Below are 13378 nucleotides of genomic sequence, written 5' to 3' on the forward strand. Positions count from 1 at the left end.
GGCGCCCCGGAGTGGTCGTTGACAGTAACGGGTTCCACAGGTGGTGGCAGCGGTGGCAGGGGGCTGACGGGCATGGTGGTGCTGCGGCACGGACACAGGGGCGCGGTCGTCGCCAACGCGGTGGCGGGCGGCCTCGCCCTCGGGCTGCTGCTCTCCGGCTGCGCGGCCCAGGACCCCGTCGTGCCTGATGGCAGCGGGCTGCGGGAGGACCTGAAGAGCCTGAGCAGCCAGGCCCGCCCGGCGGGCGACGAGAGCGACCCCCGCCGGGCGCGCGAGGCCCTGGCCCGCGCCGCCCGTGTGCTCGCGGGCGCCGGGGGCGCGAAGGTGCGTACGTCCATGGAGACGGTCAGCGGCGGCACCCGGCTCACCATCCAGGGCAGGGGGCTCTACGACTTCTCCCGGCCGGCCGGGCAGTTGACGGTGCTCATGCCCGAGGACGCCGCGGGCACCGCCGAACACCGCCCGATCACCGAGGTCTTCACCCCCGGCCGGCTCTTCATGAAGAACCGCGGCGCCGGGGTCCCCGGCGACAGCTGGGTGCGGTTGGCCACGGCCTCGCTCGCCGACGGCAACCTCCTCACGAACGGTGCCACCGACCCGCTCGCCGCGGCCGAACTGCTCGGTGGTGCCAGGGAGGTGACATACATGCGGGACGAGCGGGTAGGCGGCGTCCGGGTGCGGCACTATTGGGGGACGATCGACCTCGGCAGGGCCGCCCGCGCGGCGCCCGAGCGGGACCGCGAACCGTTGACCGTAGCGGCGAAAGGGTTCTCCAACGGCACAGTGGCGTTCGACGCCTACCTCGACGACCAGGGCCGACCGCGGAGGGTGAGCCACCGCTTCAGTGTCGACGGCCGTGGGCGCGCCTCTTCCGCCTCACCGGTGGCCTCGGCGCCGCCGATGACCGTGGTCTCGACCGTCGAGCTCTACGACTTCGGCACCCCGGTGCGGGTGCTCCTGCCCGCTCCCGCCGATATCTATGCGGGGACGGTGGGTTCGCCGCGGAAATAACGCGGCAGGGCGTAGTTGGCCATGGAAATGGTCCTTCTGTGCCATGCGCGCCATGTGTACCGATCACTACGCTGGTGAATCGGAGAGCGGGCCCCCGTAAGGGGGCGGACAAGGGCCTGGAGGGCCTGAACAGGCGAGAGCCGAGGACCTGAGCAGACCCGAGGAGGTGAATCACGTGGTTTCGCGACGCGGTTCGTCGGGCGGGCCGGATCCCGTGGCCCTCATCGAGATCGATCTCTACGGTGATCTGATGATCGCGGCGTCGAGCGCGGATGAGGATCGGTTGAGTCCGGATCGGATCGACGAGGTGCTCAGGGTCGTCCGGCGGGGGGAGTCCGGGGACGGGGGCGGGGACGCGGGGTGAGCGTGCTCGGCGCGGTGCGTGGCCGTCGCCGTGGTGGTGACCCTGCGGGGGCTTTCCCCTGCCCGCCCCTTCCCTCAACCGGGGCTCCGCCCCGGACCCCGGTCCTCAAACGCCGGACGGGCTGGTTCGCGCACCCGGCGTCACGTCCGCAGCAGCCTCGCGATCGCCGCCGTCGCCTCCGCGACCTTCGCGTCGATCTCGGCGCCGCCCTTGAGGGCCGCGTCCGCCACGCAGTGCCGTAGGTGCTGCTCCAGGAGCTGGAGGGCGAAGGACTGGAGGGCCTTCGTGCTCGCCGAGACCTGGGTGAGTATGTCGATGCAGTAGACGTCTTCCTCGACCATGCGCTGGAGTCCGCGGATCTGGCCCTCGATCCGGCGCAGGCGCTTGAGGTGCTGGTCCTTCTGGGCGCTGTAGCCGTGCGGGCCGTGTGCCGGGCCGCCGGTGGCCGGCGGGTCCTGGGGCGCGCCGGCCGGGGCCGGTGCGGCGCCGTGGCAGGACGGCGCGGCCGGCTCGGTGATGCCGCCGCTCACGTCGGCTTCCGTCGTCATGCCGTCCGTCATGGCGTCCTCCGTCGTTCCGCCGCGGAGCCGTCGGCGGTCCGCGGGCCGAGGGGTTTGTTCCCCTGTCATGGCGTATACCCCACTCGTATACCCCCGCTGGGTATATGGTACAGAAATTCGCCGCCGGAGGCGGTACCTGGCTTGGTGAGCACTCTGCCCGATGGGCGACACTGAGGGAATGCCAGTTAGCTGTGGCCCGATGATGCGCCTAGCATCAACGAGACCGAATCCGCTGCACCCCGAGGATCCCACGTGCGTTTTCGTCTGACCCCCAGGGAGACGAGCTTCTACGACATGTTCGCCGCCTCCGCGGACAACATCGTCACGGGCTCCAAGCTCCTGATGGAACTGCTCGGAGCGGACACGTCCGCCCGAGCCGAGATCGCCGAGCGGATGCGGGCAGCGGAGCACGCGGGGGACGACGCGACGCACGCGATCTTCCACCAGCTGAACTCCTCCTTCATCACGCCGTTCGACCGCGAGGACATCTACACCCTCGCCGGCTCGCTCGACGACATCATGGACTTCATGGAGGAGGCCGTCGACCTGGTCGTGCTGTACCAGATCGAGGAGCTTCCGAAGGGCGTCGAGCAGCAGATCGAGGTCCTCGCCCGGGCCGCCGAGCTGACCGCCGAGGCCATGCCGAACCTCCGGACCATGACCAACCTCACGGAGTACTGGATCGAGGTGAACCGTCTGGAGAACCAGGCGGACCAGATCCACCGCAAGCTCCTCGCCCAGCTCTTCAACGGCAAGTACGACGCCATCGAGGTGCTGAAGCTCAAGCAGATCGTCGACGTGCTGGAGGAGGCCGCCGACGCGTTCGAGCATGTCGCGAACACGGTCGAGACCATCGCGGTCAAGGAGTCCTGACCCCCGGTGGACACGTTTGCGCTTGTCGTGACCATCGCGGTCGCGCTCGGATTCACATATACGAACGGTTTCCACGATTCCGCGAACGCCATCGCGACCTCGGTCTCCACGCGGGCGCTGACCCCGCGCGCGGCCCTCGCGATGGCGGCGGTGATGAACCTCGCGGGTGCCTTCCTCGGCAGCGGGGTCGCCAAGACCGTCAGCAAGGGCCTGATCGAGACGCCGGTGGGCGACAAGGGGATGGGCATCCTCTTCGCCGCGCTGATCGGCGCGATCGCCTGGAACATGATCACCTGGTACTTCGGCCTTCCGTCGTCCTCCTCGCACGCCCTGTTCGGCGGCATGGTGGGCGCGGCGCTCGCGGGCGGTACGACCGTCATCTGGTCGGGCGTCGTCGAGAAGGTCGTCATCCCGATGTTCCTCTCGCCGTTCGTCGGCCTGATCATCGGCTATCTGGTGATGGTCGTGATCATGTGGATGTTCCGGAAGGCCAACCCGCACAAGGCGAAGCGCGGCTTCCGGATCGCCCAGACCGTCTCCGCGGCGGGCATGGCGCTCGGCCACGGTCTCCAGGACGCGCAGAAGACCATGGGCATCGTGGTGATGGCCCTGGTCATCGGTGATGTCCAGTCCATGGACGACGCGATCCCGCTGTGGGTCAAGCTCTCCTGCGCGATCACTCTGTCGCTCGGTACGTACGCGGGTGGCTGGCGGATCATGCGGACGCTCGGCCGCCGGATCATCGAGCTGGACCCGCCGCAGGGCTTCGCGGCCGAGACGACCGCCGCCTCGGTGATGTACACGGCGTCGTTCATGTTCCACGCGCCGATCTCCACCACGCATGTCATCACGTCCGCGATCATGGGCGTGGGCTCGACCAAGGGGTCGCGCGCGGTCCGCTGGGGCGTCGCCAAGAACATCGTGATGGGCTGGTTCATCACCATGCCGGCCGCGGCCGTCGTCGCCGCGTTCAGCTATTGGATCGTGAACCTCGCGTTCGGATAGCCGGCACGGCGGTACGGAAACACGACGGTACGGAAAAGCGGACGGGCCCGCCCCCTGGTAGTCACCGGGGGCGGGCCCTTCGCCTTGCGGCGGCACCGCCATGCAGCGCCGCAAGGCGGCTCTCGGCGGGCTCAGCCGAAGCGGCCCGAGATGTAGTCCTCCGTGGCCTGCACCGAGGGGTTGGAGAAGATCCGCTCCGTGTCGTCGATCTCGATCAGCTTGCCCGGCCGGCCGACGCCCGCGAGGTTGAAGAAGGCCGTGCGGTCCGACACGCGCGCGGCCTGCTGCATGTTGTGCGTGACGATCACGATGGTGAAGCGCTCCTTGAGCTCGCCGATCAGGTCCTCGATGGCGAGGGTGGAGATCGGGTCGAGCGCCGAGCAGGGCTCGTCCATCAGCAGGACCTGGGGCTCCACGGCGATCGCCCGCGCGATGCACAGGCGCTGCTGCTGACCGCCGGAGAGGCCCGCTCCCGGCTTGTTCAGCCGGTCCTTGACCTCCTTCCAGAGGTTGGCACCCTGGAGGGAGCGCTCCACGATCGCGTCCATGTCGGACTTGCGGACGCGGTCGCCGTTGAGCCGGATGCCTGCGGCCACGTTCTCGTAGATGGACATGGTCGGGAAGGGGTTCGGGCGCTGGAAGACCATGCCGACCGTGCGGCGCACGGAGACCGGGTCGACGCCGGGACCGTAGAGGTTCTCGTCGTCCAGCATCACCTTGCCCTCGACGCGGCCACCGGGGGTGACCTCGTGCATCCGGTTCAGGGTGCGCAGGAAGGTGGACTTTCCGCAGCCGGACGGGCCGATGAAGGCGGTCACGGAGCGGGGCTCGACGGTCATCGAGATGTCGTCGATGGCCTTGTGGGCGCCGTAGAACGCGGAGAGGCCGCTGACGTCGATTCGCTTGGCCATGGGGATCACTTCTGCTTTCTGCTATCGCTGTCAGCGATGGGTCTGCGTCGAATGGTCGGACTTGGATTCGCTTCCGCTACGGCCGGGGGTCGCCCCCTCGTTCCTCGGGGGCGACCCCCGGCCTCCGCTGCAGCTCACCTACGTCCTCCCTTCGGGGCCTTCCAGCGGGCGATGCCGCGGGCCACCAGGTTGAGGATCATGACGAAGGCGATCAGGACGAGGGCCGCCGCCCAGGCGCGGTCGTAGCTCGCCTCGTTGCCGGCCGCCCACTGCTCGTAGATGTAGTACGGCAGCGAGGACTGGGCTCCGTCGAAGGGGTTGTTGTTGATCAGCTGGGAGCCGAAGACCAGCAGCACGATCGGGGCGGACTCACCGGCGATGCGGGCGACCGCGAGCATCACACCGGTGGCGATGCCGCCGATGGCGGTGGGCAGGACGACCTTGAGGATCGTGCGCCACTTGGGGACGCCCAGGGCCAGCGAGGCCTCGCGCAGCTCGTTCGGTACGAGCTTGAGCATCTCCTCGGTGGAGCGGACGACGACGGGCATCATCAGGATCGCGAGGGCCATCGACCCGGCGAAGCCGGAGTAGCCGAAGTCCAGCATCAGGATCCAGAAGCTGAGGATGAACAGACCGGCGACGATCGACGGGATGCCCGTCATGACGTCGACGAAGAAGGTGACCGCCTTGGCGAGCCGGCCGCGGCCGTACTCCACCAGGTAGACGGCGGTGAGCAGGCCGATCGGGGCCGCGATGGCGGTGGCGATGCCGACCTGCTCCAGGGTGCCGATGATCGCGTGGTAGACACCGCCGCCGGGCTGGATGGTCAGCACGCCGGCCATGGAGTGCGTAAGGAAGTTCCCGTCGAGCACCTTGCTGCCGCGCGAGATCGTCTCCCAGCCGAGGGAGACCAGCGGGATCACGGCGAGCACGAAGCAGACCCAGACCAGGCTGGTGGCCAGCCGGTCCTTGGCCTGGCGGCGGCCCTCGACACGGGCCGCGAGGGCGTACATCCCGGCGACGAAGAGGAGGACGGCGATCAGGCCCCACTGGATGCGGCTGTTCAGCCCGGCGCCCAGGCCGATGCCCGTGCCCAGGGCCACCGAGGCGGCGGCGAGGGCGGCCGGGGTCCAGCGGGGGAGGCGCGGCTGGCGCAGGGGGCGCGAGGCGCGCGGGACGTCGTCGGCGACCAGCGGCTCGTTCATGGTCACTCCGCTCATGCCGTGTACTCCTTGCGGCGCGCGATGATCAGGCGGGCGGCGCCGTTGACCAGCAGGGTGAGGACGAAGAGCACCAGACCGGAGGCGATCAGGGCGTCCTTGCCGATCTCACCGGACTCCTTGAAGCTGCTCGCGATGTTCTGAGCAAACGTTCCGCCGCCGGGGTCCAGCAGGCTCTTGCCGATCTCGAAGCCCGGGGAGAGGACGGTCGCGACGGCCATGGTCTCGCCGAGCGCGCGGCCGAGGCCCAGCATCGAGGCGCTGATGACACCGGAACGGCCGAACGGCAGGACGGCCATCCGGATGACTTCCCAGCGGGTCGCGCCGAGGGCGAGCGCGGCCTCCTCGTTCATCTTCGGGGTCTGGAGGAAGACCTCGCGGCTGACGCTGGTGACGATCGGCAGGATCATGATCGCCAGCAGGATGCCGATGGTGAAGAGGGAGCGGGCGGCGCCGTCGTGGTACGCGAGGATCCCGGTCCAGCCGAGGTAGTCGTCGAACCAGCTGTAGAGGCCGCCGAGGTGCGGCACCAGGAAAAGGGCGCCCCAGAGGCCGTAGACGATGGACGGCACGGCGGCGAGCAGGTCGATCACGTAGGACAGCGGGGCGGCCAGCCGGCGCGGCGCGTAGTGCGAGATGAAGAGCGCGATGCCGATGGCGACCGGCACCGCGATGAGCATCGCGATGACCGAGCTGACCACGGTGCCGAAGGCCAGGACGGCGATGCCGAAGACCGGCGGGGTGCCGTTGGCGGTCCACTCGAAGGTGGTGAAGAAGTTTCCTTCGTTCTTCGAGAGGGCGCTGGTGGCCCGGACGGTGAGGAAGACCGCGATCGCGGCCATGATCACCAGGAGCAGGATGCCGGAGCCCCGGGAGAAGGCGAGGAAGACGCGGTCACCCGGGCGGGTGGCCGACTTCGTCCGGGCCTCGGTGGCGGGCCCGCCGGCCGGTGGCGGTGGTGAGTCTGCGGTGGCTGAGGATATTTCCATGGGTTTCTCCGGTCTGCGGGGCCGGCTCGCGGGTGAGCGCGGCCCCTGGCGCGGCGGTGCACCGGACGGTGCGGCCGGGACCCGGTCCGGGGCCCGGCCGCACACGGGTCAGGCGAGGCTCGCGACGGCCTCGCGGACCTTCGTCGCGATCTCGGCGGGCAGCGGGGCGTAGCCGAGGTCCTTGAGGACGGACTGGCCGTCCTCGCTCGCGATGTAGGTCAGGAAGGACTTGGTGGCGGGCAGGGTCTCGGCCTTGTTGCCCTTGTCGCCGACGACCTCGTACGTCACCAGGGTGATCGGGTAGGCGCCCTCGGCCTTGGTGGCGTAGTTGAGCTTGAGCGCGAGGTCCTTGCCGGTGCCGGTGATCTTGGCCTCGGCGATCGCCTTGGAGGCGTTGTCCGAGGTGGCCTCGACCGGGGCGCTGGCGCCAGTGTTCAGCTTGACCGTGTCGATCTTGTTGGCGGTGGCGTAGGAGAGCTCGAAGTAGGAGATGGCCCCGTCGGTCTGCTTGACCTGCGAGGACACACCGGCCGAGCCGTCGGCGGACTGGCCGCCCTTGGGCTTCCAGGCCTTGGCGGGCTCATAGGGCCAGGACTTGTCGGCGGTGGCCTTGAGGTACTTGGTGAAGTTGTCCGTGGTGCCCGACTCGTCGGAGCGGTGGAACGCCTGGATCTTGAGGTCCGGGAGCTTGGCGTCCTTGTTGAGCTTGGCGATCGCCGGGTCGTTCCACTTCTCGATCTTGTTGTCGAAGATCTTGGCGAGCGTGTCCGCGTCCAGGACCAGGTCCTTCACGCCGGGGATCTTGTAACCCACGGCGATGGGGCCGCCGACCAGCGGGAGGTTGATGCCCTGGCCGCCCTTGACGACCTCCTTGGACTTGGTGACCTCCTCCGGCTTGAGCGCGGAGTCGGAGCCGGCGAAGGCGGTCTTGCCCTGGAGGAACTCCTGGATGCCCGCGCCCGAACCGGTGGGCTTGTAGTTGATCTGGATGTCCTTGCAGGCCGCCATGAAGTTCTTGACCCACAGGTCCATGGCGTTCTTCTGCGCGGACGAGCCCGAGGCCAGCAGCTGGCCCTTGCCCTCGCACTTGATGTTGCCGGCGGCCTTGGTGGAGCCACCGCCGGTGGAGCCGCCGCCGCTGTTGTCGTCCGAGCCGCACGCCGTGAGGACCAGGGCGCCGGAGACGGCGATGGCGCCGAAGGCGACGGCGCGGAGCCGGTTCTTGCGCTGAAGCTTCACTTTCGGGTGTTCCTTCCGGGAGCCGCCGCTGGGGCGGCGTGCGAGAGGTGGGTGGTGCTCATGTTGCTCTGGTCGTGCCACGAGGGTGAGGGCCGTTCGGACGGTGGGGCTCACACCCTCTACGGCTGAAATTAGGCAGAACAGGTGAAGCGGTCGAAGGGTGAGAGTGAACGGAGGGTGAACCTCACCCGTCAGGGTGGTAGCCCGGCAGAAAGGCCGATTTCCCCGTCGAGTGTGACGCAGATCTCTGTCGGTTTGCGGGTGGTCATGGCAGCATCCGAGTCTCGCGTGACGGTATGTCAGACGTGGGGGCGGACGCCGCGGAGGTGGCCTGTGAGGCGGAACGGCAGGGGTACGGGCGGATACGCGATAGCGCTGACCGCGTTGGTCTGGGCGGTCGCCGTGCCGGGCGTGGCGTTCGCGGACCCGAAGCCGCCGTCGCGAAGTCTGGAGGACGTGCACAAGGAGGTGGAGGGTCTCTACCGGCAGGCGGAGGCGGCCACCGACGCGTACAACGCGGCGGACGAGGCGACCCGCCGCCAGGAGAAGTCGATCGTGGAGATCGCGAAGAACGCCGCCGCCGCGCAGGAGCGGATGAACCGGCTCCGTAACCAGGCCGGCTCGCTGGCCCGCGCGCAGTACCGCGACGGCTCCATGCCGCCCCAGGTGCGGCTCTTCCTCTCGGCTTCCCCGCAGACCTTCCTGGAGGGCCTCGCGCTCACCCATAAAGGGGAGGCCGCCACACGCGGTCTGATCGCCGAGGCCGCCGCCACCCAGAAGGACCTCGACGGCTACGCGAAGGCCGCGAGCAAGCGCTGGCGCACGCTCGACGACGAGCGGAAGCGCAAGGAGAGCGCCAAGCGGGAGATCGAGTCCAAGCTGTCGGCCGCCAGGGCGCTGGAGTCGCGGCTGGAGGAGAAGGAGAAGGAGAGGCTGCGGCAGCTGGAGGAGGACCGGGCCCGGCAGCAGCAGAAGCAGTGGCTCTCCTCCGACGCGGTGAAGGGCGTCACCCTCAAGGACGCCGGCTCGGCGACGGGTGACGGCAAGCGGGCCGTCGCCTTCGCGACCGCCCAGATAGGCAAGAACTACGTGTGGGGCGCCGAGGGCCCGGACACCTTCGACTGCTCGGGCCTGACCCTGAAGGCCTGGGCCGCGGCCGGCCGGCCCATACCGCGCACCTCGCAGGAGCAGTGGCGGCAGCTGCCCAAGGTTGACGTGAAGGACATGCGCCCGGGCGATCTGATCATCTACTTCGCGGACGCGAGCCATGTGGGGATGTACGTGGGGGACGGCACGATGGTGCACGCGCCGCGGCCCGGCCGGCAGGTGACGACGGCGGGGGCGGGGTCGATGCCGGTGCTCGGGGTGGTGCGGCCGGGGTAGTGCCCTGCGGGCGGCTCCCTCCCCACACCTTCCCGTACGCCCCCGGGCCCCCGTTCCGCGCTGACGCGCGGGGGCCTCAATCGCCGGGCGGGCTGAGGATCAGCCCGTCGGCAGCGCCGCCTCGAAGGCGTCGTACGCCGCCGCGTCGAAGAGGACGAAGCGCACCTCCGTGACGCCCGAGCCCGTCTCCTCCGCCGCCTCCGTGACCGCCCGGATCGCGATCCGCGCCGCGTCCGCCATCGGCCAGCGGTAGACGCCCGTGGAGATCGCCGGGAACGCGACCGTGCGCGCGCCCAGCTCGTCCGCGACCCGCAGCGACTCCCGGTAGCAGGACGCGAGGGTCGCGGAGCGGTCCTCGTCGGGCGAGAAGACCGGGCCCACCGTGTGGATCACCCAGTCGGCGGGCAGCCGGCCCGCGGTCGTGGCGACGGCCCGGCCGGCCGCCAGACCGCGCCCGTAGTGGCCGGCCCGCAGGTCGCGGCAGGCGGCCAGGATCTCGGGGCCGCCCCGCCGGTGGATCGCCCCGTCGACACCGCCGCCGCCCAGCAGGGAGCTGTTCGCCGCGTTCACTACGGCGTCGACGGCCTGCTCTGTGATGTCGCCCCGGACGAGCGTGATGTATGTCATCGAGTGATTCTCCCCGACCACCACAAATGCATTTCCCGCTAGGGCATATGACAGCGGCGAGTGGCTTCGTTCCATTCCGTTCGACCGTGCCTGCCGCTATGGTCGCGTTCGGTACCCGCCGGTCGGCGGGTCCGCACTCCCGGGGGGAACGGAAGGAAACCACCACCATGCCCGTACCCGCGCCGAGGCCCGCGGAGCCCTCCGCGACCCCGCCCGACGCCGGGCTGACCCTCCTGGTGATCGAGAGTGATCCCGCCGGACCGCTGTCGGTCCCGGAGATCACCGACATGTCCGGGGCCGGGGGCGGCGTCGTGGGCAAGCCCTTCCGCGTCCGTACGGCCCGTAACCTCACCGAGGCGGAGCGGCTGCTCACCGACGACGTCGACTGCATCCTCCTCGACCTCACCGCGCCGCCCGCCGACGGCACGGAAGAGCTGGCCGCCCTGCACGAGGTGCTGCGGCTCGCCCCGCGCCACGCCGTGCTCGCCCTGACGGCGGAGGCCGACGCCGAGCGCGCGGCCGAGGCGGTGCGCGCCGGCGCGCAGGACTACCTCTTCCGCGAGGAGCTCGACGGCCGCGTGCTCGGCCGTGCCATCCGCTACGCCATCGCGCGCAAGCGCGCCGACCTCACCCAGCGGCAGCTCACCGAGTCCCGGCTGCGCGCCCAGGAGAACGCCCGGCTGGAGCGCGGCCTGCTGCCGACCCCGCTGCTGGCGGGCTCCGGCCTGCGCTTCGCCGCCCGTTACCGGCCGGGCCGCAGCCGCGCCCTGCTCGGCGGCGATTTCTACGACGCCGTGCGCACGCCCGACGGCACCGTGCACGCGATGATCGGCGACGTCAGCGGGCACGGCCCCGACGAGGCGGCGCTCGGTGTCGAACTGCGCATAGCGTGGCGGGCCTTGACCTTCGCCGGGCTCTGCGGTGACGAGCTGCTCGCCACCTTGCAGCAGGTCCTGGAGCACGAGCGGGCCGACGAGGAGACCTTCGCGACGCTGTGCGCCGTCGACATCTCACCGGACGGGCGGCGGGCCGGCCTGAGCCTGGCCGGGCATCCCGCCCCGCTGCTCGCCCTTCCTGGGCAGGCGCCGAGGCTGCTGCCGCAGGAGGACGGCGGCCCGGCGCTCGGACTGCTCCGGCGCGCCCGCTGGCCGCGCACCCAGGTCGAACTCGGGGGCCGCTGGAGTCTGATGATGTACACGGACGGCCTGATCGAGGGCAGGATCGGGGCCGGTTCGGAGCGCCTCGGCCAGGACGGCATGGTCGAATTGATTAGCCGTCAGGTAAAGGACGGGCTCCGGGGCGAGGCGCTGCTGGAGGCGGCGGTGGCGCGGGTCCAGGAGCTCAACGGCGGGGAGCTCACGGACGATCTCGCGGTGCTGCTGCTCGACCGGGGCGTCCGGGGCGAGGGGGGTGCGGTGCGGATGATTCCGGCGCAGGGGCAGGCGCCGGAGCCGGAGCTGTCGCACCTTCAGGTGTGAGCGGTGGGGGTGCCGCGGCGCGGGGCTTTTTCCCCGGCCCGCCCCTTCCCGTATCCGGGGGCTCTGCCCCCGGGCCCCCGTTCCGCGCTGACGCGCGGTGTCCTCAAGCGCCGGACGGGCTGATTTTCATCCCGTCCGGCCCTTGAGTGCGGCTCACCGGCGGCCGTTGTACGGGCCGTACGGGCCGTCCGAGCTGGAGCCGCCGCGGCGCGGGCCGCGGCCGCCCGAGGCGTGCTTGAGGGCGGGCCGGACGTCCACCACGTAGACGATCGTGGCGATCAGTCCGAGGATCGGCAGGAAGCCGAAGACGCCCATGAAGAGGTTCACCGCGGCCGCGACACCGAGGATGATCAGCCAGAAGGCCTTGGACTGTTTGTCCGCCGCCCGGTAGGCGTCCTCGCGGTGGACCGCGGCGTTGACGAACGCGCACAGGGCGAAGGCGAGCAGGCCGACGGACACCCAGGACATGACCTCGTTGAAGCCTTCTACCAGCACGTCGCTCACCTCTTGCTCTTGCTCTGGCCGGTTCTCCGCCGGGGCGCCGGGTGGCGGTCCGTCCGCCACCGTACCGGGAGAACGATCCGGGCAGAGGATATGTGCCCGGATGTTCCCGGTCCGGTAACGCGCCCGGGGGCCTACTGCTGCTCGTCGCCCGCCTTGTCGTCGGCCTTCTTGGCGGTGGTCCTGCGCGCCGTGGTCTTCCGCGCGGCGGGCTTGGAGTCCTCGGCGGCGGCCTCGGCCGTGCCCTCCTGCGTCGCCGCGGCGTCGCCGTCGGCCCGGGCGCCGGTGCCGGCCTGCTCGTCGGCGGGCTTGGCGCTGTCCGGCTCGATGGCCACGGCGATGTCCGTGACCTCCTCGGCGACCTCGCCGCGCCAGGTCTGCACGGCCACGCGGCCGCGCTCGGCCAGCTTCTCGTAGGTCTCGCCGGCCTTGGCCGCGACCCCGACCGCCTGTCCGACGCCCTGGAGCGCCAGGTCCTGCGCGGTCTGGCCGAGCTTCTTGAAGTCGGTGTCGAGGGTGCCGACGATCTCCGCGAACTTCGCGGACGCGGCGGCCTGGGCCTCCTTGGCCCGCTGGGTCACCTTCTCCTGCACGGCCTTGGGGTCGGTGTTCTTGAGCTGCTGGAAGCGCTCGGGGGCCTCGGCGACAAGCTGGCCGATCTTCTCGGCGGTGAGGTCGGCGGCGCCGGCCGCGGCGTACGCGGTCTCGGTGGCGACCTTGCGGATGTCTTCGGTGGTGGCCATGGCGATGGTCTCCCGGATCAGCTCGGAGGGTTGCTGTCGTCGTCCGTCGCGAGCCCGTTCTCCTTGCGGAAGGACTCGTAGATCTGGAGCAGCGCCTGCTTCTGCTGCTCGTTGATCGAGGGGTCGGCGAGGATCACGCTGCGGACCTCCGCCTCGTCCCGGTCCCGCTCGTCGAGGATCCCGGCCTGCACGTACAAGGTCTCGGCGGAGATCCGCAGCGCCTTGGCGATCTGCTGGAGGATCTCGGCGCTCGGCTTGCGCAGGCCGCGCTCGATCTGGCTGAGATACGGGTTGGACACTCCGGCGGCGTCGGCGAGCTGCCGCAGGGTGAGCTGGGCGTTGCGCCGCTGCTCCCGCAGGTACTCACCGAGATTGCCGACGTTGAGTGATGCCATGCGGACGATGCTGCCCCAGGTTGCTAACTTTTGCAAGCGACTGCTTGCAAAAGTTTCCCGAGCCGCGATGGTCCCCCTA

The 13378-nt window shown here is 70.3% G+C and carries 15 protein-coding genes; 6 read left to right on the plus strand and 9 right to left on the minus strand.

Translation table 11 applies throughout. The features are described from left to right. Positions 1-72: 72 nt before the first annotated feature. Together LUZ64_RS13005 and LUZ64_RS13010 are read left to right on the plus strand one after the other, a co-directional pair. A complete protein-coding gene (locus LUZ64_RS13005; RefSeq protein ID WP_095581188.1) occupies positions 73-1011 on the plus strand; it encodes an SCO4651 family lipoprotein in 939 nt (312 codons plus the stop codon). A gap of 175 nt (positions 1012-1186) precedes the next feature. Next, positions 1187-1375 (plus strand): hypothetical protein, encoded by a 189-nt coding sequence (locus LUZ64_RS13010; RefSeq protein ID WP_095581189.1) that lies wholly within the window; start codon positions 1187-1189, stop codon positions 1373-1375. A 140-nt stretch (positions 1376-1515) separates the two neighbouring features. Here LUZ64_RS13010 and LUZ64_RS13015 read toward each other — a convergent pair whose 3' ends face one another. Continuing rightward, positions 1516-1935, minus strand: a complete 420-nt coding sequence (locus tag LUZ64_RS13015) for a metal-sensitive transcriptional regulator (protein WP_095580010.1) — start codon at positions 1933-1935, stop codon at positions 1516-1518. 252 nt (positions 1936-2187) lie between these two features. Between LUZ64_RS13015 and LUZ64_RS13020 the strand changes: the two genes are divergently transcribed. Next, the gene (locus LUZ64_RS13020) at positions 2188-2808 is read left to right on the plus strand and encodes a DUF47 domain-containing protein (protein WP_087926880.1); all 621 of its coding nucleotides are present in this window, start codon (positions 2188-2190) and stop codon (positions 2806-2808) included. A gap of 6 nt (positions 2809-2814) precedes the next feature. Then, complete coding sequence (locus LUZ64_RS13025; RefSeq protein ID WP_087926879.1) at positions 2815-3813, plus strand: inorganic phosphate transporter; 999 nt, start codon at positions 2815-2817, stop codon at positions 3811-3813. A 131-nt stretch (positions 3814-3944) separates the two neighbouring features. Here LUZ64_RS13025 and pstB read toward each other — a convergent pair whose 3' ends face one another. The 4 genes from pstB to pstS form a co-directional block, all read right to left on the minus strand. Then, positions 3945-4724, minus strand: a complete 780-nt coding sequence (gene pstB, locus LUZ64_RS13030) for a phosphate ABC transporter ATP-binding protein PstB (RefSeq protein ID WP_095580012.1) — start codon at positions 4722-4724, stop codon at positions 3945-3947. 134 nt (positions 4725-4858) lie between these two features. Beyond that, positions 4859-5929 carry a phosphate ABC transporter permease PstA gene (pstA, locus tag LUZ64_RS13035; protein ID WP_095580030.1) on the minus strand — a complete coding sequence of 357 codons (1071 nt, stop codon included), beginning with the start codon at positions 5927-5929 and terminating at the stop codon, positions 4859-4861. 11 nt (positions 5930-5940) lie between these two features. Then, positions 5941-6933 (minus strand): phosphate ABC transporter permease subunit PstC, encoded by a 993-nt coding sequence (gene pstC, locus LUZ64_RS13040; protein WP_095580014.1) that lies wholly within the window; start codon positions 6931-6933, stop codon positions 5941-5943. A gap of 108 nt (positions 6934-7041) precedes the next feature. Then, positions 7042-8172, minus strand: coding sequence for a phosphate ABC transporter substrate-binding protein PstS (gene pstS / locus LUZ64_RS13045; RefSeq protein ID WP_095580016.1), 1131 nt, complete (start codon positions 8170-8172; stop codon positions 7042-7044). Between the two features lie 333 nt (positions 8173-8505). Between pstS and LUZ64_RS13050 the strand changes: the two genes are divergently transcribed. Beyond that, positions 8506-9555 (plus strand): C40 family peptidase, encoded by a 1050-nt coding sequence (locus LUZ64_RS13050; protein ID WP_232390486.1) that lies wholly within the window; start codon positions 8506-8508, stop codon positions 9553-9555. A 99-nt stretch (positions 9556-9654) separates the two neighbouring features. Here the strand turns inward: LUZ64_RS13050 and LUZ64_RS13055 are convergent, their stop codons facing one another. Beyond that, positions 9655-10182, minus strand: a complete 528-nt coding sequence (locus tag LUZ64_RS13055; protein ID WP_095580034.1) for an O-acetyl-ADP-ribose deacetylase — start codon at positions 10180-10182, stop codon at positions 9655-9657. Positions 10183-10349: 167 nt separating this feature from the next. On the opposite strand from LUZ64_RS13055, the gene LUZ64_RS13060 reads away from it, so the two are divergent. Further along, entirely contained in the window at positions 10350-11660 is a 1311-nt protein-coding gene (locus LUZ64_RS13060) for a PP2C family protein-serine/threonine phosphatase (protein WP_095580018.1), read from the plus strand. 153 nt (positions 11661-11813) lie between these two features. On the opposite strand, the gene LUZ64_RS13065 is transcribed toward LUZ64_RS13060, so the two are convergent. The 3 genes from LUZ64_RS13065 to LUZ64_RS13075 all read right to left on the minus strand — a co-directional run bounded on the left by LUZ64_RS13065 (position 11814) and on the right by LUZ64_RS13075 (position 13299). After that, positions 11814-12155, minus strand: a complete 342-nt coding sequence (locus tag LUZ64_RS13065) for a DUF2516 family protein (RefSeq protein WP_087930503.1) — start codon at positions 12153-12155, stop codon at positions 11814-11816. Positions 12156-12295: 140 nt separating this feature from the next. Continuing rightward, positions 12296-12904 carry a prolipoprotein diacylglyceryl transferase gene (locus tag LUZ64_RS13070; RefSeq protein ID WP_095580020.1) on the minus strand — a complete coding sequence of 203 codons (609 nt, stop codon included), beginning with the start codon at positions 12902-12904 and terminating at the stop codon, positions 12296-12298. A gap of 17 nt (positions 12905-12921) precedes the next feature. After that, the gene (locus tag LUZ64_RS13075; RefSeq protein ID WP_087926872.1) at positions 12922-13299 is read right to left on the minus strand and encodes a helix-turn-helix domain-containing protein; all 378 of its coding nucleotides are present in this window, start codon (positions 13297-13299) and stop codon (positions 12922-12924) included. Between the last annotated feature and the right edge of the window lie 79 nt (positions 13300-13378).

This window comes from Streptomyces albireticuli, from assembly GCF_021228125.1.
Taxonomy (GTDB): domain Bacteria; phylum Actinomycetota; class Actinomycetes; order Streptomycetales; family Streptomycetaceae; genus Streptomyces; species Streptomyces albireticuli.